Annotated in this window: 12 protein-coding genes and 1 riboswitch; of the genes, 10 read left to right on the top strand and 2 right to left on the bottom strand. The window is 48.8% G+C overall.

Going from position 1 to position 19,805, the window contains the following annotated elements:
• Nucleotides 1-52 precede the first annotated feature (52 nt).
• From DXB83_RS04730 to DXB83_RS04775, 10 genes are all read left to right on the top strand, one after another.
• Nucleotides 53-1,576, top strand: a complete 1,524-nt coding sequence (locus DXB83_RS04730) for an ABC transporter substrate-binding protein (protein ID WP_118697319.1) — start codon at nt 53-55, stop codon at nt 1,574-1,576.
• Between the two features lie 150 nt (nt 1,577-1,726).
• A complete protein-coding gene (locus tag DXB83_RS04735) occupies nt 1,727-2,665 on the top strand; it encodes an ABC transporter permease (RefSeq protein WP_117761461.1) in 939 nt (312 codons plus the stop codon).
• A 12-nt stretch (nt 2,666-2,677) separates the two neighbouring features.
• Nucleotides 2,678-3,580: a carbohydrate ABC transporter permease gene (locus DXB83_RS04740; protein ID WP_118697320.1), complete on the top strand. Its 903-nt coding sequence runs from the start codon at nt 2,678-2,680 to the stop codon at nt 3,578-3,580.
• A 195-nt stretch (nt 3,581-3,775) separates the two neighbouring features.
• Entirely contained in the window at nt 3,776-5,518 is a 1,743-nt protein-coding gene (locus DXB83_RS04745) for a sensor histidine kinase (RefSeq protein WP_118697343.1), read from the top strand.
• Nucleotides 5,496-7,091 (top strand): response regulator transcription factor, encoded by a 1,596-nt coding sequence (locus DXB83_RS04750; RefSeq protein ID WP_118697321.1) that lies wholly within the window; start codon nt 5,496-5,498, stop codon nt 7,089-7,091. The genes DXB83_RS04745 and DXB83_RS04750 overlap by 23 nt, the downstream gene beginning before the upstream one ends.
• A 247-nt stretch (nt 7,092-7,338) precedes the next feature.
• The gene (gene bglX / locus DXB83_RS04755; RefSeq protein ID WP_118697322.1) at nt 7,339-9,558 is read left to right on the top strand and encodes a beta-glucosidase BglX; all 2,220 of its coding nucleotides are present in this window, start codon (nt 7,339-7,341) and stop codon (nt 9,556-9,558) included.
• Between the two features lie 200 nt (nt 9,559-9,758).
• Complete coding sequence (locus tag DXB83_RS04760; RefSeq protein WP_117804651.1) at nt 9,759-11,129, top strand: MATE family efflux transporter; 1,371 nt, start codon at nt 9,759-9,761, stop codon at nt 11,127-11,129.
• A gap of 121 nt (nt 11,130-11,250) precedes the next feature.
• Nucleotides 11,251-12,558, top strand: a complete 1,308-nt coding sequence (locus DXB83_RS04765) for an alpha-L-fucosidase (RefSeq protein WP_117801282.1) — start codon at nt 11,251-11,253, stop codon at nt 12,556-12,558.
• Between the two features lie 379 nt (nt 12,559-12,937).
• On the top strand, nt 12,938-13,663 hold the full coding sequence (locus tag DXB83_RS04770; protein WP_055221955.1) for an ABC transporter ATP-binding protein: 726 nt from the start codon (nt 12,938-12,940) through the stop codon (nt 13,661-13,663).
• The gene (locus DXB83_RS04775) at nt 13,656-15,377 is read left to right on the top strand and encodes a putative ABC transporter permease subunit (protein WP_117510369.1); all 1,722 of its coding nucleotides are present in this window, start codon (nt 13,656-13,658) and stop codon (nt 15,375-15,377) included. Before DXB83_RS04770 ends, DXB83_RS04775 begins: the two co-directional genes overlap by 8 nt.
• 288 nt (nt 15,378-15,665) lie before the next feature.
• Here DXB83_RS04775 and DXB83_RS04785 read toward each other — a convergent pair whose 3' ends face one another.
• A complete protein-coding gene (locus DXB83_RS04785; protein WP_022461231.1) occupies nt 15,666-16,307 on the bottom strand; it encodes an ECF transporter S component in 642 nt (213 codons plus the stop codon).
• A 214-nt stretch (nt 16,308-16,521) separates the two neighbouring features.
• Nucleotides 16,522-16,650, bottom strand: a riboswitch (FMN riboswitch).
• Nucleotides 16,651-16,728: 78 nt separating this feature from the next.
• Entirely contained in the window at nt 16,729-19,692 is a 2,964-nt protein-coding gene (locus DXB83_RS04790) for a glycoside hydrolase family 3 C-terminal domain-containing protein (protein ID WP_117510368.1), read from the bottom strand.
• Nucleotides 19,693-19,805: the final 113 nt, after the last annotated feature.

The following is a 19,805-nucleotide window of genomic DNA, read 5'->3' on the forward strand; positions in this document are numbered from 1 at the left end:
TAATACAACCATCAAAGGTCACACAACACGATACGTGAAAAGGAGAAAAAGTATGAAGAAAAAAGTGTTAGCAGGCATTCTTGCGGCAACCATGGCATTTTCCATGGCAGCATGCGGAAGCACAGGATCCAGTTCTGATTCCGGTTCCTCCGCAGCTTCCGGAAGCACAGCAAAGACAGAGGAAAAAGGCGAGCCGTACACTGTAACTATGGTACTGCAGGGCAGCCAGCAGCAGGATGAAGAGAGAATCGAAGAAAAAATCAACGAGATTCTGGAGCCGGAGCTGAATGCAAAGCTCGATATCGTTGTTCTTCCGTGGGCAAGCGCATCTCAGCAGTTACAGCTGATGCTTTCCGGCGATGAGAAAATCGATCTTCTGTACACAAATGCAACAACAGCTGTACAGTATATGCATTCCGGCCAGATCATGGATATGTCTGAACTGATTGACAAATACGGCACAAACCTGAAAGATATCTATGGCGAGGATATTGCAAAAACAAATCAGATTGATGGGTTTGTCTATGGCGTTCCGAACCAGATCGAACGAGGCAGCATTCCAGCCATCTTCATGAGAAAAGACCTGGTAGAAAAGTATAATATCAATACCGATGAAATCAAAGAGCCGAAGGATATGGAGAAAGTATTTGAGACCGTACAGGCAGGCGAGCCTGACATGACAATGCTGTATTCCATCAACGAAGGTGATACCCCACTGACCCGTCTGTTCCGTGGTGATGCACTTGGCGATGCCAACACGGGCGTTCTGATGGATCAGACCAACAGCACAACCGTAGAGAACTTCTTTGCGACCGACTGGTTCAAAGATACCGCAACGATGCTGTATGACTGGTATCAGAAAGGCTATATCAGCAAGGATGCCGGAACAAACACAGAAAACTGGAGAACCGTATGCAAAGCAGGAAACCTGTTCTCCCTGTTCTTCTCCTATCATCCAGGTACCCCGGTTGAGTTCCAGAGTTCTACCGGATATGATTTTGAAATCGTACCGTTCTATGATGCACCGATAATCAACTCTTCCTCCTACAGCGGAATTATCTTCTCTGTAGCACAGAACTCCGAAAATCCGGAAAAAGCAATGCAGGTTCTGGATTATATCTATGGCAGCCCGGAGGTCATGAACCTTCTGAACTGGGGCGAAGAGGGAACCGACTACGTAGTAGAAGATGAAGAAAACGGAATCATCAACTACCCGGATGGCGTAACAGCAGACAACGTAGGCTACAGCTTTAACTGTGGATGGGAGCTTCCGAACCAGTTTATCGCATACAAATGGAACGGATCTGACCCGCAGCTCTGGGACAAAATGCAGGAGTTTAATGATTCCGGTATCGAGTCGAAAGCACTTGGATTTATCTTTGATAACAGCGAATATACCAATCAGGTATCGGCTCTGTCCAACGTTGTAAAACAGTACAGCGGAGCACTTTACAGCGGTTCTGGAGATCCGGAAGAACTGCTTCCACAGTTCCTGGAGGCACTGGATGATGCGGGAATCAATGATGTCATTGCTGCAAAGCAGGAGCAGCTGGATGCATTTCTTGCAGCGAAATAAGCACCATAATTTGTAAAAAGAACACGACCGGGGCAAAAGAAAATCCGGTGTGATACAGTAACCGAAGGCTCCACTCTTACCCGAAAAGATGTGGAGCTTTCTCTGTGAAAGAACCTGAAAAAACAGCCCTCATAAAAGGAGACACGCTTTATGAAAAAAGCAGAGGTTAAAAAAGAGAAAAAGAAAAACGTGCTGAAGGAATATTGGCCGCTTTATCTGATGATGCTTCCGGCACTTCTGTATCTGCTGATCAACAACTATATCCCGATGGCAGGTATGGTGATTGCGTTTAAAAAACTGAACTTTGCAAAAGGTATCTGGGCAAGCCCATGGGCAGGACTCGACAACTTTAAGTTCCTGTTTTCCTCGAAGGATGCATGGATCATTACAAGAAACACGCTGCTGTATAACGTCGCATTTATTCTTGTAAACATGGTAGTCGGAATTGCCATTGCGATTCTGATTACGGAGGTAAGAAACACAAAGCTCAAAAAAGTGTACCAGAGTGCAATTCTTCTTCCGTTCCTGATGTCCATGGTTATCTTAAGCTACATCGTATATGCGCTTCTGAGTGCGGAAAATGGTCTTGTCAACAATTCGATCCTTCCGTTCTTCCATATTGACCCGATCCAGTGGTACCAGAAACCGAAATACTGGCCGGCGATCCTGATCATCGCGAACTGCTGGAAGGGCGTAGGATACGGATGCCTGATTTATATCGCATCGCTGATCGGTATTGATCCTTCCTTCTATGAGGCTGCCAGACTGGACGGCGCAAGCAAATGGCAGGAGATCACAAAAATCACACTGCCGAGCCTCGTTCCGACCATCATTACCCTGCTGCTTCTCAGCATCGGAAGAATTTTCTACTCCGATTTCGGTCTGTTCTATCAGGTACCAATGAACTCCGGTGTTCTGTTCCCGACCACAAACGTTATCGATACCTACGTATACCGTGCCCTGATTGAACAGGGAAATATCAGTATGTCATCTGCAGCCGGTGTATACCAGTCTCTGGTAGGCTTCTGTGTCGTAATGTTGAGTAACTGGATTGTCCGCAAAGTAGACAAAGACCAGGCATTATTCTAGGAGGATGGAAGTATGACAAATTCAAAAAAAGCAAAACGTTTCCAGTTCTGGATTAATGTAGTACTCGTTCTGATTACCTTATCCATTGTACTGCCGTTTGTACTCGTATTTATTTCCTCGCTGACCGATGAAAACACACTGATCCGCAACGGATATTCGTTCTTCCCGGAAAAATTCAGCTTCTATGCTTACTCCTATATCATCCGCCAGGGCGAGAAAATCCTGAGAGCATACGGAATTACCATTTTTGTAACCATCGTCGGTACCGCTGCAAATATTGCGATGTCCTCTCTTCTGGCGTATCCGCTTTCGGTTAAAAAACTGCCGTACCGCAGAGCAATTACCTTTTTCGTATTCTTTACGATGCTGTTCAACGGCGGACTGGTGCCGACCTACCTGATGTATGTAAATTATCTTCATATCAAAAACACGATCTGGGCATTGATTGTTCCGGGCTTCCTGTTAAGTGCAAACAACGTGCTGATGATCCGAAGCTACTTTAACACCAGTATCCCGGACGCGCTGTTCGAGGCGGCCAAGATCGATGGTGCCGGACACATGAAAATTTTTACCAGCATCACCCTTCCGCTTGGAAAACCGATTCTGGTAACAATGGGACTGTTTTCCGCACTTGGCTATTGGAATGACTGGACAAATGGTTTATACTATTTATCAGGAAATGACGGTCAGAAGCTTTACAGCATCCAGAACCTGCTGAATCAGATGATCACCGATATTCAGTATCTGGCAAGCGGAAAAGTAACCGGAAATATCGGCGCGGAGGTGGCAAAGCTGCCGACAACCTCCATCCGTATGGCAATCGCATTTATCGCCATGCTGCCGCTGTTTATCATCTATCCGTTCCTTCAGAAATACTTCGCAGAAGGTATCACACTTGGCGCGGTAAAAGGATGATTCACATGCGGAAATGAAAAAAGAGAAACACGTTTGTGTTTCCGGCATACAGCAGAAAAACAGTACAGACTCATGAAAACATGAGGTGTGCTGTTTTTCTGCTGTATTATCATAGTCAGTAAAAAAGATCCGTTCGCAAAAACAAACATGGAAAGATTCCGAGCGTACCGGAACAGAAAAAAAGGAGGAAACTTCATGCATATTTCAAAACAGACGAAAAAAACAACACTGGCGCAGCAGGGGCGTTATCTTTTGATCTGCCTGCTGAGTATGATGCTGCTTTTTCTGGCTGGGAGCATGCTTATTCTGAACCGGACGCAGCAGCAGGTATATGAGCAGCTGGAGGAGGTTTCAAAGCTGTATACGGATGAGCTGGACAACCGTTTTTTTCGAATCAGCCGAAATCTGTTTTCGACCGTAATGGACAGCTCCAACCCGGATTCTGCTTTCTGGAAATACATGGATCTGATGGAGAAGGATCAGTATGAGGAATATGTCATCACACAGCTGCGAAGGAACTATGTATCTGCAGCGTGGGATTTTGGAACGGATTACAATGTTTTTCTCTATACGCAGAAGGATGAGAGCTTATATCAGCTGAGCATTTCCTCCGACGGGCGTTATTCCATTGATCCGTATCTGCAGGAAGCGCTGAAGCGCCGGATCAGGAGTCTGTCCCAGCAGACGTATGCAGTCAAGAAAAAATGGACCGTGATGCGCCAGGGCAATGAGGTTTATATGCTCAAGGTAGCACAGAGTCAGGGCGTCGGATTCGGCTGCTACGTCAATCTGAAGACGATTTTGGAACCGTTCTCTGAGCTGTCTCTTGGGAAGAGCGGCTATGTCAGTCTCGTTGACCAGAACGGAAAAAGCATCGGAACACTGACGGAAAAAGGAATTGTAACGGATGGTTTGAAGCTTGATACCGGCAATTATACGTTCCGGCAGGAGCTTTCACAGGCACCGTTTGAAATTCGTACAAAAATCTCCTGGACGGGAGTCTTAAATCTGATGACGGGAAGTGTGTTTGCTCTTCTCGGCGTTGCATTTCTGATGGTGATTGCCGGTTCCGTGCTGCTGTTCCATCTGAAGACAAAAATCCTGAAGCCGGTCGCTATGTTTACGGAAAATCTTCAAAAATATGACAATGGGGATCTCACCTATCAGATGTCGGAAGGAAATCTGGTAGAGCTGGAGCAGATTGACGATAAATTCCGAAACATGATTCATCAGATCCGACGTCTGAAGATCACGCTGTATGAGCAGGAGCTGGAAAAACAGAAAATCGAGATGGATTACCTCAAAATCCAGATTCGTCCGCATTTTTACATGAACTGTCTGAACTTTATTTACAGCATGATTGACTTCGGACAGTACGATCATGCAAAGTCGATGAGCCGTATTACGTCCGATTATCTCGCCTACATTTTCCGCAATACAAGCGAGATGGTGCCGGTGACGGCGGAGACGAACCACTGCGAAAATTACCTCAAAATTCTGCTGCTGCGCTATCCGGAAAAATTCACCTATTATTTTGAAGTCCATGAAGAAGTGAAAGACGCGGTAATCTTCCCGTTTCTGATTCAGGTGTTTGTAGAGAATGCGGCAAAACATGCTCTGACGCTGGAGACGGTTCCGCTGATTTCCGTGACGGTTTACCCGGAGGACCGCGGCGAAGAAAAGTATGTCAACATTTATATTTCGGATACCGGAAACGGATTTCCGGAGGAGACGCTGCAAAGGCTGAAAGCAGGGGAAGATATTTCCGAGCATGGAAAGCATATCGGGATTGAAAACTGCCTGAAACGATTCCGTTATTATTATGGTGATACAGGAGAGATTCATTTCGATAACAGCCCGCTCGGCGGAGCGATTGTAGATATCCATATTCCATACAAGACAGGGGGAGAAGAACATGAAACTATTGCTCGTGGATGATGAAGAGTACGTGATTGAAAGTATCAAAAGAAATCTCGATCTTACAGAGACCGGGGTGAGCGAGGTGTATACCGCGTTTTCCGTACAGCAGGCGAAGAACATCATGGGAATGGTGGATATTGATATTGTAATCAGCGATATCGTGATGCCGGGCGGAACGGGATTCGATTTTGTGGAGTGGGTCAGGAAAGAGGAGCTGAAGGTCCAGGTCATCTTCCTGACAAGCTATGCGGAGTTTGACTATGCCAGAAGAGCGATACAGCTGAACAGTGTCGATTATCTGCTGAAGCCCATTGATTTTGAAAAGCTGAAGGCGGCCGTGCAGCGTGCGGCGGAATCTGTTGCGAAAGAAAAGAAAATACAGGATCTCAGGCAGGAAAGCATCAAGTGGAATCAGAACAGAAAAATTCTGCAGCAGGATATCTGGAAAAATGTGCTGAAAGACGGCTTCTCTGAGAAAAAATTCTGCGAAACGGCGGCACAGCGTCAGTTGCCATACGGACCGGGACACTATTTCCGGCTGATTTGTCTGATGCCGGAAATAAAGAGCAATAAGCGGGAAATGTGGGATACGGCGACCATGGAATTTGTGATCGAAAATGTGCTGTCGGAACTGTATGAGGAAACGGACATTGCGGTAGATACTGTTTTTTACCAGGAACCGGGCAGCTACTGGATTGTTACACAGTCAAAGGAAAAAGCATTCCCGCATGACGGTGAGCGGGACTGTGAAATTCTGCGGCAGTTTGTTGCGTGGATGAATGAAAAAATCTATCCGGAGCTGTGGTGCGGTGCCGGACAGTGGGAATCTGTGCGGGGGATGCAAAAGCAGAGCCGGAATCTTCAGAAAATGCGGGAGGGAAGCCTTTCCGTGCGGAACGAGGTGCTGTTTCTGAACGAATTTCAGGCTCCGCAGACCAGCTACGAAAATAAGGAGCTGGATGTGTGGAAAGCTCTGCTTTCGGAGGAAAAACCGGAGGAGCTGCTGGAGCGGCTGCAGAAATACCTTGACCGGACGGAGCGGGAAGGAATGATTACCAGGGAGCTTCTGGTAGCACTCCGTACCGATCTGACGCAGGTGGTGTATGCATGGCTTTCGGAACGGGAGATCAAGGCGTACGCACTGTTTGCAGATGCGGATATGGAAAATCTGCATCGAAATTCTCTTTACGGAAGAGAAGAGATGATGGAATATGCGGGGGTACTGGTTCGGAAAGCAGTGCAGTACAGACAGTACATCAACAAATCAGATTCGGTTACGAGTCAGGTATGCGCTTATATCGATGCACATTACCGGGAGGAGATTCACCGGGAGGAGCTTGGGGAGCTTGTCTTTTTGAATACGGATTATCTGTCCCGGATTTTTAAAAAAGAAAAGGGTATTTCGATCAGTAATTATATCATCCAAAAGCGGGTGGAGGAGGCAAAAAAGCTTCTGACACAGAGCACGCTGCCGATTAATACGGTGTCGCTGTATGTGGGGTACAGCAATTTCTCATACTTTACGAAGATGTTTAAGGATAATACGGGATACGCACCGCTGGAATACCGAAGAAGCTTTAGTGAAAAATAGCGGAAAGCCACCCTTCACATGTCCGGGAAATAACAGAGGATTTTATCACTTTCTTACGCACCGGAACAACAGCAAACAGGTCAGAATAGTGAAAGAAAAAGGTCGGATCAGGGGATATTTTTTTCAGATCAGATGTGGTAAAATTTCAGTATAAGATTCAGAAAAAACGGAAAAACGATATTTTTCTGACATTTTAGGGGTTTCTGAAGAAGCAGATACAGCAAAAACGAGGTATGGAGGAGAAAAAATGACCGAGCAGAAATTAAAAGAGCTTCTGGCCGACATGACGCTGGAAGAAAAAGTGAACCAGATGAGCCAGGTGGTGGGTGCCTTCTTCAATAAAGATATGGACATCACAGCCATGGGACCGATGGCGGATAAAGGCTTTACGCCGGAAAATGTAGCGCTTTCCGGTTCCATCCTGGGCAGCATGGGTGCAGAAACGTTAAAGAAAATCCAGAAGGATTTTGTGGAGCAGCACCCGCATCACATCCCGATGCTGTTCATGCTGGATGTCATCAACGGCTTCAAGACCATTTTCCCGATTCCACTGGGACAGGGCGCAACGTTTGAACCGGAGCTGTCCAAAAAGTGTGCGGCAGTTGCTGCAAAAGAGGCAGCTGTTTCCGGCCTTCACGTAACCTTCGCACCGATGACCGACCTGGTCCGCGATGCAAGATGGGGCCGTGTCATGGAGTCTACCGGTGAGGATCCGTATCTGAACGGTCTGTTCTGTGCCGGAATGGTGCGCGGATTCCAGGGAGACGATCTGAAGGAGCCGTACAAGATTGCTTCCTGTGTGAAGCATTTCGCAGGCTATGGTGCTCCGACAGCAGGAAGAGACTACAATACGGTAGAGCTTTCCGAGCATACCTTCCGTGACTTCTATCTGCCATCCTACAAAGCCGGTATCGATGCAGGCGCAGCGATGGTAATGACTTCCTTCAACACGGTAAACGGTGTTCCGGCAACCGGAAACAAGAAACTGATGCGCGGCATCCTGCGTGACGAGATGGGATTTGACGGAGTTCTGATTTCCGACTGGGCGGCAATCGAGGAGATTATTTACCACGGCTACTGCGCAGACCGTGAGGAGGCAGCTGTCCGCTCCGCCGAGGCAGGCGTCGATATCGATATGATGACCGGCATTTACTGCGAAAACCTGTGCCGTCTTGTAAGAGAGGGTAAGCTTTCCGAGGATCTGATCGACGAGTCCTGCATGCGTATTCTGGAACTGAAAAACAAACTGGGACTGTTTGAAAATCCGTATAAAGACGCAGACGAGACGAAAGAAAAAGAAGTCATTCTCTGCAAAGAGCACCGCGCCCTGGCAAGAGAAGCCGCAAGAAAATCGTTTGTACTGCTGAAAAACGAAGAGAAAATCCTGCCGCTTGGCAAGGAGAAGAAGATTGCCTGGGTCGGACCGTATGTCCACAGCAGAAACCTGATGGGCTCCTGGTCCTTCATCGGAGATGCAAAGGATGTGACAAATCTGGAAGAGGCCGTAAAAGCGCAGGCAGATACGACAAACATGAGCTTCCATGCAGGCTCTCCGATGCTTGGCTCCGACATCCGCCTGGAGGGCTTCGGCGAGGCGATGGAGCAGTCCACCACGCCGGAAGAGGAAGAAGCAATGCTTCTTGAGGCTGTAAACGCAGCAAAAGAGGCCGATGTTGTCGTTCTTGCGATCGGCGAGGATCGTCTGCAGTCCGGCGAGGCAACCAGCAACGCGAACATCCGCATCCCGGAAATCCAGCAGAGACTGCTTGAGCGCGTTTCAAAAGTCAATGAAAACGTTGTCGTTGTCCTCTTCAACGGTCGTCCGCTCGACCTGCGCGATGTCGTATCGAAAGCAAAAGCCGTTCTTGAAGTATGGATGCCGGGTACCGAAGGTGCCAATGCAATCGCAGACGTTGTTTTTGGTGCATACGCTCCAAGCGGCAAGCTGACCATGAGCTTCCCATACTCTGTAGGCCAGGTGCCGGTTCACTACAACGAGTATTCCACCGGAAGACCGCATGTGCCGGGCAAGGACAAAGACCGCTTCCGCTCCAAATACCTCGACATCCCGAACGCACCACTGTTCCCGTTCGGATATGGCCTTGGCTACACCAGCTTTGCAATTTCAGATGTGAAACTGGACAAGGCAGAGCTTGGCATGGAAGATGAGATTAAAGCCTCCGTAACCGTGAAAAACACCGGCGATACAAAGGGAACCGAGACCGTACAGCTTTACATCCACGACGTAGCCGCATCCGTGGTACGCCCGGTGAAAGAGCTGAAAGATTTCTGCAAGGTAACCCTTCAGCCGGGAGAAGAAACCGAAGTCATCTTCAAAATCACAGAAGAAGAGCTTCGCTTCCTGACAGAAAATGAGCGTGTAGAAAGTGAAAACGGTGCTTTCGAAGTCTTCATCGGAAGCGACAGCACGACAGAGAATAAGGCAGAATTTGTGCTGAAAAAATAAGAAGCAATACTGGGATGTAGCGTAAGCGGAATCAAGATGGGGGTCTGAATCGCTACGGAAAGATAAAAGAAAAGCCAGCCACAAAAAGCGAAAAGAATTTTGCTTTTGCGGCTGGCTTTTTTCTGCCGGTACCGTATTGACCCTTCTGTTAAAACAAAGTAAAATAGAAATTGGTATTGGGACGAAAGAGAGGAAAAGAAATGGGGTACTTAGGAAACAAGTTAAAGGGGAAATACCACAAAGACACATTCCAGACCGCCGTCAACATGGCGTGGCCGGCGATCGTGGAGTCGTTTTTCATTGCATTTGCGGGTCTTGTAGATTCGCTGATGGTAAGTTCGCTTGGCTCCTACGCAGTTGCCGCGGTCGGTCTGACGACACAGCCGAAGCTGCTTGGCCTGGCGTTTTTCTTTGCGCTGAATGTGTCGATTTCCGCCCTTGTTGCGCGGCGGCGAGGGGAACAAAGACAGGGTGCGGCGAATGAGACTCTGGTAACTGCGCTTGTATTTATTATCCTTGCGGCAGCTGCATTCAGTGTTGGATTTGTGGCGTTTGCAAGTCCGATCATCCATCTGTGCGGCTCAACGGCGGAGACGCATAACGGCGCAGTAACATATTTCCGTATCATCATGGGCGGTATGATTTTTAACTGTATCCAGATGGGGATCAACTCGGCACAGCGCGGTGCGGGCAATACAAAAATCACGATGCGCACAAATGTAACATCAAATACGATTAATATTATCCTGAATTATCTTCTGATCAACGGCCATTTCGGGTTCCCGGCACTCGGCATTCAGGGTGCGGCACTGGCAACCGTCACAGGAACGGTTGTCGGATGTGTGATGAGCATCCTTTCCATCACAAAGCAAGACGGATTCCTGAATCTTGGCTATATTCTGAAGAACAAAATTAAACCGACGATTGCAGCGTTCATCAGCCTGGTCAGGGTCGGGTACAGTGTGTTTTTCGAGCAGGTTTTCATGCGGATCGGCTTTATGATGACGGCGATCATGGCGGCCAAGCAGGGAACCGATGCGATGGCGGCACACCAGGTCGGCATGAATATTATGTCGCTTTCGTTTGCGTTCGGCGATGGCCTCCAGTCCGCAGCGGTTGCACTGATCGGCCGGAGCCTCGGCGCAAAAAAGCCGGATCTTGCGAAAGAGTACGGCAGAACGTGCCGTCTGATCGGCGCGGGCATCGCAGTATGCCTCGTTGCGATTTATCTCTTCGGCGGAAGATGGCTGTACAGCCTGTTTTTCGAAGAACAGCATATCATTGAAATCGGTGTCAGCATCATCCATGTCATTATCTTCGTCGTCATTTTCCAGATCTGTCAGGTTATTTACATGGGATGCCTGCGCGGTGCGGGAGATACGCTCTATACGGCAGTTGCATCTATGATCAGCGTTACATTTATTCGTACGATCGTTTCGTATCTTGGCGGTTACACGCTGGGGCTTGGCATCGTCGGAATCTGGTTCGGCGTGCTGGCGGATCAGATGTCACGGTTTATCTTTGCGACGATCCGATTCAAACAGGGAAAATGGGTGAAAATTAAGATTTAACCGAATCAAGCAAGTAGCGAAGCAGATTGCGAATATCCGCTTGACGTAACGATTCAGAGCCATGCGAAATGGTACTCTGAATCATTACCAATATAAAACTAAAACAGGAGGAAGCAAAACGATGTACAAATTTGACAGAGAAGCTTATGACAGGCGGATGGAGTGGTACCGCGACGCCCGTTTCGGCATGTTTATCCACTGGGGACTTTATGCCATCCCGGCGCGCGGAGAATGGGTGCGGAGTACCGAGCAGATTCCAAAAGAAGATTACATGAAATATTTCGAGGAGTTCAACCCCGTTGATTTCGAGCCGCGGAAATGGGCAAAAGCGGCGAAAGAGGCCGGCATGAAATACATGGTTCTGACTGCCAAGCATCACGACGGTTTCTGCCTCTTCGACAGCCAGTATACCGATTTCAAATCCACCAACACGAAATGCGGCCGCGACCTCGTTGCAGAGTATGTTGATGCCGTCCGCGCAGAAGGACTGAAGGTTGGTTTGTATTTCTCTCTGCTCGACTGGTTCCACGACGATTTCCCACATTACGGCGACCGGAACCACCCGATGCGGAACAACCCGGCATACAAAAACGATGACCGCGATTTCGACCGCTACCTGACCTACATGCACAATCAGGTACGCGAGATCTGCACAAACTACGGAAAGCTCGATGTGCTGTGGTTTGACTTTTCCTACGATACGCTGCGCGGCGAAGCATGGAAAGCGACGGAGCTGATCAATATGGTGCGGAAGCTCCAGCCGGATGTCATCATCGACAACCGTCTCGAGGTGAGCGGAGAGGGCTACGGTTCTCTGGCGGCCGGAAATCCGACCCCGTACCACGGCGACTTTGTGAGCCCGGAGCAGATGATTCCGCCGAATGGCATCCAGGATGTAAATGGAAACGATATCGCCTGGGAATCCTGCGTCACGATGAACAATCACTGGGGTTATTGTGCCAACGACCACTTCTTCAAACCGGCACCGATGCTGATCAAAAAGCTGGTCGAGTGCGTATCGAAGGGTGGAAACCTGCTTTTGAACGTCGGCCCGGACGCCAGGGGAAATATCCCGGAGGAGTCGATCGAACGGTTGGCTGAGATTGGAAAGTGGATGAAGAAAAACGGAGAGAGCATTTACGGCTGCGGAAAAGCCGGTATTGAGAAACCGGACTTTGGCCGTGTGACGCGCCACGGAAACCATCTGTATTTTCATGTCTATGAAAATACCGTTGGGCCGCTGCCGCTGCCCGGCGTGAAAAAAGAAGAAATCCAGGCGATCCGCTACGTCGCAACCGGCGCGGAAATCCCGGTTTCCACAAGCTGGGTACACAGCGATTATCCGACCATGGCATTCGCCGATCTCGGCGAAGACCCGGTATTGCCGGATGGAGTCGATACAGTCATCGATGTGATTCTGAAAAAGTAGAGGGTAAAATCGGATTTGATTCTGGAGCGTGTCTGAAAAAGCATTTCCGCAATCTGCAGGCTTCACTTTGCGGTATCTTTTTTTCAGACACGCTCTAAAAGTCTTACAAGTTCTTACAAAATTCTGTATTTTTCGTTCCGCTGATTGACAGTTCTGGCAGAAGAATGCATACTGAAAAAAACACAAGATCACAGCCCGTGCTTCGAAATTTAACCGAATCAAGCAAGTAGCGAAGCGGATTGCGAAGATCTGCCTGACTCCTTTTCCTGCGCAGGGAAGGATAAGAGCTTTCGGAGTGAGAAAAGGGCAGTCTGTTTTTAGAAACGAAGCAAGAGAATCACAGTTTCGTTTTACAAGAAAAAAAGAGGGGGAATAAAACATGATTCGTCTGAACCACGTCAGCAAAATTTACGGCGATGGAAGCAAAAAAGCCGTCGATGATCTTTCCTGGGATATCGAAGATGGAAAGATCACCGGATTTATCGGCCCAAACGGAGCCGGGAAAACGACAACATTAAAAATGATCACCGGCATCCTGGCACCGTCCGAGGGAACGATTGAAATCAATGGAAAAGATATCCAGAAGGATCCGCTCGAAGCCAAGCGCCAGTTCGGTTTTGTGCCCGACGACCCGGATGCGTTTCTTCGCGTCAGGGGAATTGAATATCTGAATTTTATGGCAGATATCTACGGTGTCGGAACGGAAGAGCGTCAGCGTTTTATCGAAGAAACCGCAAAACGCTTTGAGATGGAAGAGAACCTTTCGAGCCGTATCATGAGCTACTCGCATGGCATGCGTCAGAAAATCATGGTGATGGGCGCACTGATCCACAAGCCGCCGGTCTGGATTCTCGATGAGCCGCTGACCGGCCTTGACCCGCGCTCCGCGCACGAGCTCAAACAGATGATGCGTGAACACGCCGATGCCGGAAACGCCGTGCTGTTTTCCACCCATGTGCTGGAAGTAGCGGAAAAACTCTGCGACCGCATCGCCATCATCCATCACGGCCGCCAGGTATACCTGGGTACTCTGGAAGAATTAAAAGCGGCCTATCCGGATCAGACACTTGAAAATATCTTTCTGGAGATCACCGAACATGCGTAACTTATGGATTCTCACCCGTTTCCTTCTGAAAAGCGGACCAGGAAAAAGCAATCAGAAGAGCGGAAAAAAGAAAGCATTTTCGGACGGAGGACGTATCGTTGTATACCTTCTGCTTGGTGTCTGCCTCCTTCCCGTGTCGGTCTTACTGTTTCTTCTGGGATATTCCGGCTATACCTTCCTGCAGCCGCTCGGGCTGGAAACCCTGCTGATCGAGTTCGTCTGTGCCATTGGCATGATGGTCATTTTCTTCTATGGCCTGCCGCTGTTTCTGAGCGAGTATTACATGGACTCTGACCTCGTAAAGCTTTTGCCGCTGCCGTTTACCCCGGCGCAGATTGTCGGTGCGAAAGGCTTCTGCTGTCTGCTGAACGAATACTATCTTATTGTACTGCTGTTCTTTCCGTTTCTGTTAGGGTACGGGATCAGCGCCAAAATGGGCATTTTTTACTGGATCAATATGATCCTCGCCTGCCTTATTTTCCCGGTTGTGCCGCTCGTTTACGCCGCAGTTTTGACGATGCTCGTGATGCGTCTTTTCAAAAATATCCGAAACAAGGATTTCTTAAGCTACCTCGGATTCGCCGCATCCCTGATTTTTGCGATCGGCATCAACGTATTTTCGCGCAGTATCGGAAATTTTGAAATGCAGGATATCATGAACCTGATGGAAAGCCAGAAGGGCACTCTGCGCGCCTTCCGGACCATTTTTCCGAACCTGCCCCTGATGACCGGAAGCCTTGCAGATGCATCCTTTCTCAAAATGATACTCTACATCGCTACAACCGCCGTCATCCTTGCTGTCTTTTTCGCCCTCGCCTGGAAAATCTACCTTCCGGCTGTCCTCGGCATGAGCGAGACCACCAGCGAAAAACGCATTTTATCCAAAGAAGAAGTGACCCGAACCGTCAAAAGCAAAAATCCGGTCCGCACCTACGCGATGATTGAATGGAAAAAACTGTACCGCACACCGGCCTGGTTCATGAATTGTGTTCTGATGCCTCTCATCTGGCCGGTCTTCATGCTTGGTATTGCCCTCATTTCAATCATTTCCAGCCTTGGCATGGCTAAAACCACCGGCCTTTGGACCCGGCTTGTCGCCGATGGCACTATATTCCGCCTCCTGAAAGGGGAACTGCCCGTCGCAGTTGCCGTCCTTACCGCCGCCGGAATCGCCGTCATGATGTCCATGTTCTGCGTGATCTCCGCCACAGCGATGTCCCGAAAAGGCAGCGAATACATTTACATGAAATGCATTCCGATGAGCTATCACGACCAGATCCGTGCCATGCTGGTAAGCGGCATCCTGATCAGTCTCCTTGGCACCTTGCCGTACGCTCTGGTCTTCAACATAATTGCTGTCGTCTTCGGTCTGCACCCGGCGACCCTTCTTTACACCACGGCGATCACGGTTTTATTTACCCTGTTCGTCAACTATGAACAGCTCCTTTTTGACCTTGCATTTCCGAAATTAAACTGGGAAAACGAAACCGCCGCCATAAAATCCAACAACCGCTCCCTGATCTCCGTTCTCATCGACCTCACCGTCGGCGCAATCCTGATCGGAGCCGGCTACCTGCTGTACGGAAAACTTCACCTCAACATCCACATCACCACGAGCATGATGATTCTGCTTACCGCAGTCCTGACCTTCGCCATGCGAACCGCCCTTTTTAAATGGGGCGTTCAAGTGATGGAACATCTGGAAAGCGCTTAACAGTTTCGAGACATAATAACAATATTAAAATGTGATAGAAAAGAGATTTCAGCCAATGTGCGGATCTCTTTTTTTTGCGCTCCTTTCCAATTTCGCTGTGTATTTTCTTTTATCGATTATGCTTCATTGTACTACTAAAAGACCTGTGTGGGCAATCCATTGCCGCCATTCCCCGAAAATTTTAAAAGACGGACAAAAAACAGAGGATTTCTCTCTGCATTTTGTCCGTCTCTCTACAATGTATTTATTGGATTCTCCGTTTACAAAAATGATTTCGGAAATGATGAACTAATTCATCGCCTCACCCTTCAGCAGTCTGCTGATGTGCTTGTACAGAAGCATGGTTACCAGTGATACCACAACACCTTTGATGATATTAAACGGTACAACGGCAAACAGAACAAAGGTCGGAAGGCTTGTAATTGCTTTGTTGACTGCGGATCCCATTCCCACAAGGGCATCCATCGGCATTCCAAAGGCTGCTGCATAAGCCGGAAGCAGTACAAAAGCGTTCAGAAGACCGCCGGCTGCTGCCAGAAATACAGTTCCGACTGCCATACCGATCATGGCATTTTTCTTTGTTTTCTGTGTTTTGTAGATCCATGCGGCCGGCATAACATACGCGCAGCCGATCAGGAAGTTTGCTACTTCACCAACACCTGCGGTGGTACTTCCTTTCATAACAAGGTTCAGCAGAATCTTAATCAGCTCAATCGCAGCTCCGGCAAGAGGTCCCATCGCAAAGGCTCCGATCAGCACCGGAACTTCGCTTAAATCAATCTTGTAGAAACTCGGGGCAAACGGAAGCGGGATGTCAAAAAACATCAATACGACTGCGGCGGCGCCGAGCATTGCCACCTGTACCATGTAACGGGTTTTTCCGATTTGCGACATCTTTGATGTCTGTTTTGCTGTTGTCTGTGCATTCATAACTGTATTTCTCCTTTTTTTTCTGGAGATCTTGACCGGTTCTGCCGGAAGTAACGAGTCCAAATACGCTCCACGAATTTGAACTCGTTTTCGCGGCAGTCGCCAAGGTCTCGTGCAAGCACGGACTTTGGCTCGTTGCCCGCGAAAAAAAGTGCCCTGAATTCCTTTTCTTGAATTCAGGGCACCAAAAATATTTCCATGCAAATAAATTTTATTTCATCTTCTTTCATCCAGACTTTAACTGTTGGTCCCGGAGTTGCACCGAGTCAGCCGCTGTTTGATATCGCAGCGGGTCGCGGACTATACCGCCAGTAGGGAATCACACCCTGCCCTGAAGATCTCCGTATTTTGTTTTTACAGGAATATTTTATTCATATTCACACAATTTGTCAATACTTTTTTCAGACAATACATGATCTGGTTAGTTTGCTACACCCATATGAATTTTTCCTGTGCTCTTATTTTGCAGCACACGCAGATAGCAGATCCGCATATCTCCCGTCAGGACGAGACGGATCTCAGATGCGCCATCCGTCTGCGGTCTGTCTGCGAGGGAAATTTCGATATCCTCATAAACCGGCTCACGGTACCGATTGCGCTCTTTTACTTCGTCCTCCGCATAACGGTCCAGTTTCGGAGCGCTGCGTAACTCGCAGGTTCTTGTGTCACCGGTAAAGCTTCCCATCGAAATACCGTCCACAAAGGCTTCCACACTGCCGCCACGTTCACTCTTCACATGAAGTGCCAGAACAGTAGCATCGGAAAGATCACAGTCACGGTAAACGAGAACACCTTCTTTCGTCTCATCCTGCACGCGGACTGCCTTGAAATTGAAGTGGCCTTCCGTCAGATACATGTTCTCGTAATCATCGTAGTGGTCTGCCGCGGTAAATGCACTCAGATCGCGTACTCCCCTTTTTCCGCCCGGAATAAAGATTTCTGCGGAAACGGCTTTATCCTTGCAGGATGCGCCCGCATAGATTTCATACGTTCCTTCTTCTACCATCAGTCTGCGGCTGATGACATCGTAGAAGCGAAGCTCCTCCACCGGGATTTCCAGTGCGATGTGTCTCGTCTCGCCCGGGGCAATGTTTTTCACACGGACAAAATCAAGCAGCTGGCAGATTGGTTTCTTTACGCAGGATTCCAGAGCGGAACCGTAGATCTGGACGACCTCGTCGCTTGCGGTAGCGCCCGTATTTCTCACATCGAGAGAGATCTGCAGCAGACGGTCATCTTTTAAGGAAATCTTATAGTTCTCATACGCAAATGTGGTATACGTCAGGCCATAGCCGAATGGATACAATTCCTTCCCGTCGAAATAGCGGTACGTTCTTTTTCCTTTGATGATGTCGTAATCATCAATGTCCGGCAGCTGATCGATACTCTCATACCAGGTCATATTCAGACGGCCGGCCGGTGCATAGATTCCAAGCACAGCCTCTGCCATTGCGCTTCCCATATCCTGGCTTCCCGTTGCAGACATGATGATCGCCGGCAGTTTTTCCATCGCTTTCTGAAGTGTGTACGGATAATTCGTAAACAGCACCAGAACGGTATTCGGATTGACCTCTGTGATCCGGTCAAGCAGCATCTCCTGCTCCTCTGGCAGCTCCAGTGTGTTGCGGTCGATCTCCTCTTTCGCATTGATCACGGAGTTACAGCCGAGCGCAAGTAAAACCTGCTTTTTGCCCCGGACTGCAGCAACTGCTTTTTCAATTCCGTTTTCGACAACCTCCATCGTAATCGGAATTCCCTCCGTCTGCTCAAAGGAGAAAAATCCCTCTGCATCCTTATAAACCGGGTAATGGAAACGGTTGGTCAGCACAACGCTGCCATCCTCCTGTGGCTCCACGTGGAAAATCTCCATCACGAACCAGTCGAAGGCTTCCTCCCGGTCTGCCGCAATCTGTCCCATTTTCGGCTTTTCTCCCTGCGACTCTGAGAGTCTTGCGCTGAGGTATTTTCCGGTACGGACACTCTTGAACGTATAGCTTCCCTCACCCCAGTATTCCTTGATAAACACATCTGGCTCATCTGCCATCTGAAGTGTTCCGTCTTCTGCTACGGCAAGACCTTTTCCATCACAGCGGAAAACAACGCGATCCAGACCATCCGCGAATGTAATGTTCTCCTGCTTCAGTACTTCCATCCCCTGCAGGAAGGTTGTGCGGTATGGTGCCGTTCCGCCGTACCAGTCCTGATACCATGCACCACCAAGCGGTCCGACAATGGCAATATCTTCTGCTTTCAGGGCTTTGTCAAGTGGCAGCGCTCCGTTCTCATTTTTCAGAAGTACGATCGATTCGCGGCTCAGCTCTTTACAGATTTCACGTGCCTTCGGGGAATCGATATCGTCCTCGGTCACACGGTCATACGGATTCAGATTTTCCCGATCATAAACGCCGAGACGAAGCTTCGTCTCCATCATACAGCGAATAGAGCGGTCCATATCCTCTTCTTTCAGAATGCCAAGCTCATATGCCTCGCGTGCCGCCTGCTCTACCATACGCGGATCGTCAGACATGGCATCCACACCGGCTTTCAGCGCCGTTGCGATCGTCTCCGCATGCTGTCCGAAATAGTGATGCAGATTCACGACAAGTCCCATCGCACCGCCGTCGCTGACAACGTGACGGAGACCGTACTGTTTTTTCAGAATATCGGTCACTTCCGGATTCAGGATACCGATCGTTCCGTTGATCTTGTTATATGCCGTCATAATGCCCTCTGCGCCGCCATCCTCAATACATCTGCGGAATGGCTCCAGATACAGCTCATATTTGTTCCGCGGGTCAATGGAAGAATTTTTCCATCCGCGGCCGACCTCCGTGTTGTTTCCATAGAAATGCTTTAAGGTCGCTGCACAGCGCAGATACTTCGGATCATCGCCCTGCATTCCCCGGATATAAGCACCGGCCATTTTTCCGGTCAGCACAGGATCCTCTCCGTAACCTTCTTCGTTTCTTCCCCATCTCGGATCGCGCTCAAGATCAACGGTCGGAGCCCATCTGCTGAGTCCATGGCCCTGATGGCGGTGCCATACGACGCGCGCCTCGGTTCCTGTTATTTCACCGGCCTGTCTGATCAGCTCCGGATCCCAGGATGCACTCATACCGATCGGCTGTGGGAAGGATGTTGTCACATCCGGTTTTCCAAGACCGTTCTGATCGTTTCTGCCCTCAACGCCGTGTGCCGCCTCACCGCCCACAGAGACACCCGGAATGCCAAGGCGCGGCAGATCCGGGGAAGAGCTGGCGAGGTATCCCAGTTTTTCTTCGACCGTCATTTCTTTTAACAGCCAGTCGATTCTTTCCTGATCCGTCAGTGATGCATCCCAGAACGGTGTGTTTTTGTTTACCTGAAACTCCTTCTTTTCTGTCATTTTCCAAAAACCTCCCGATTATTTTGTCTCATGAAATTGTTTGCAGATTTTCCATATACTGTTATCTTTTTACAATGTTTCACATTTCCCATTACTGTCGCTGTATTTAAAAA

Origin of the sequence: Blautia sp. OM06-15AC, assembly GCF_003481425.1 — a bacterium.
GTDB lineage: Bacteria > Bacillota > Clostridia > Lachnospirales > Lachnospiraceae > Fusicatenibacter > Fusicatenibacter saccharivorans.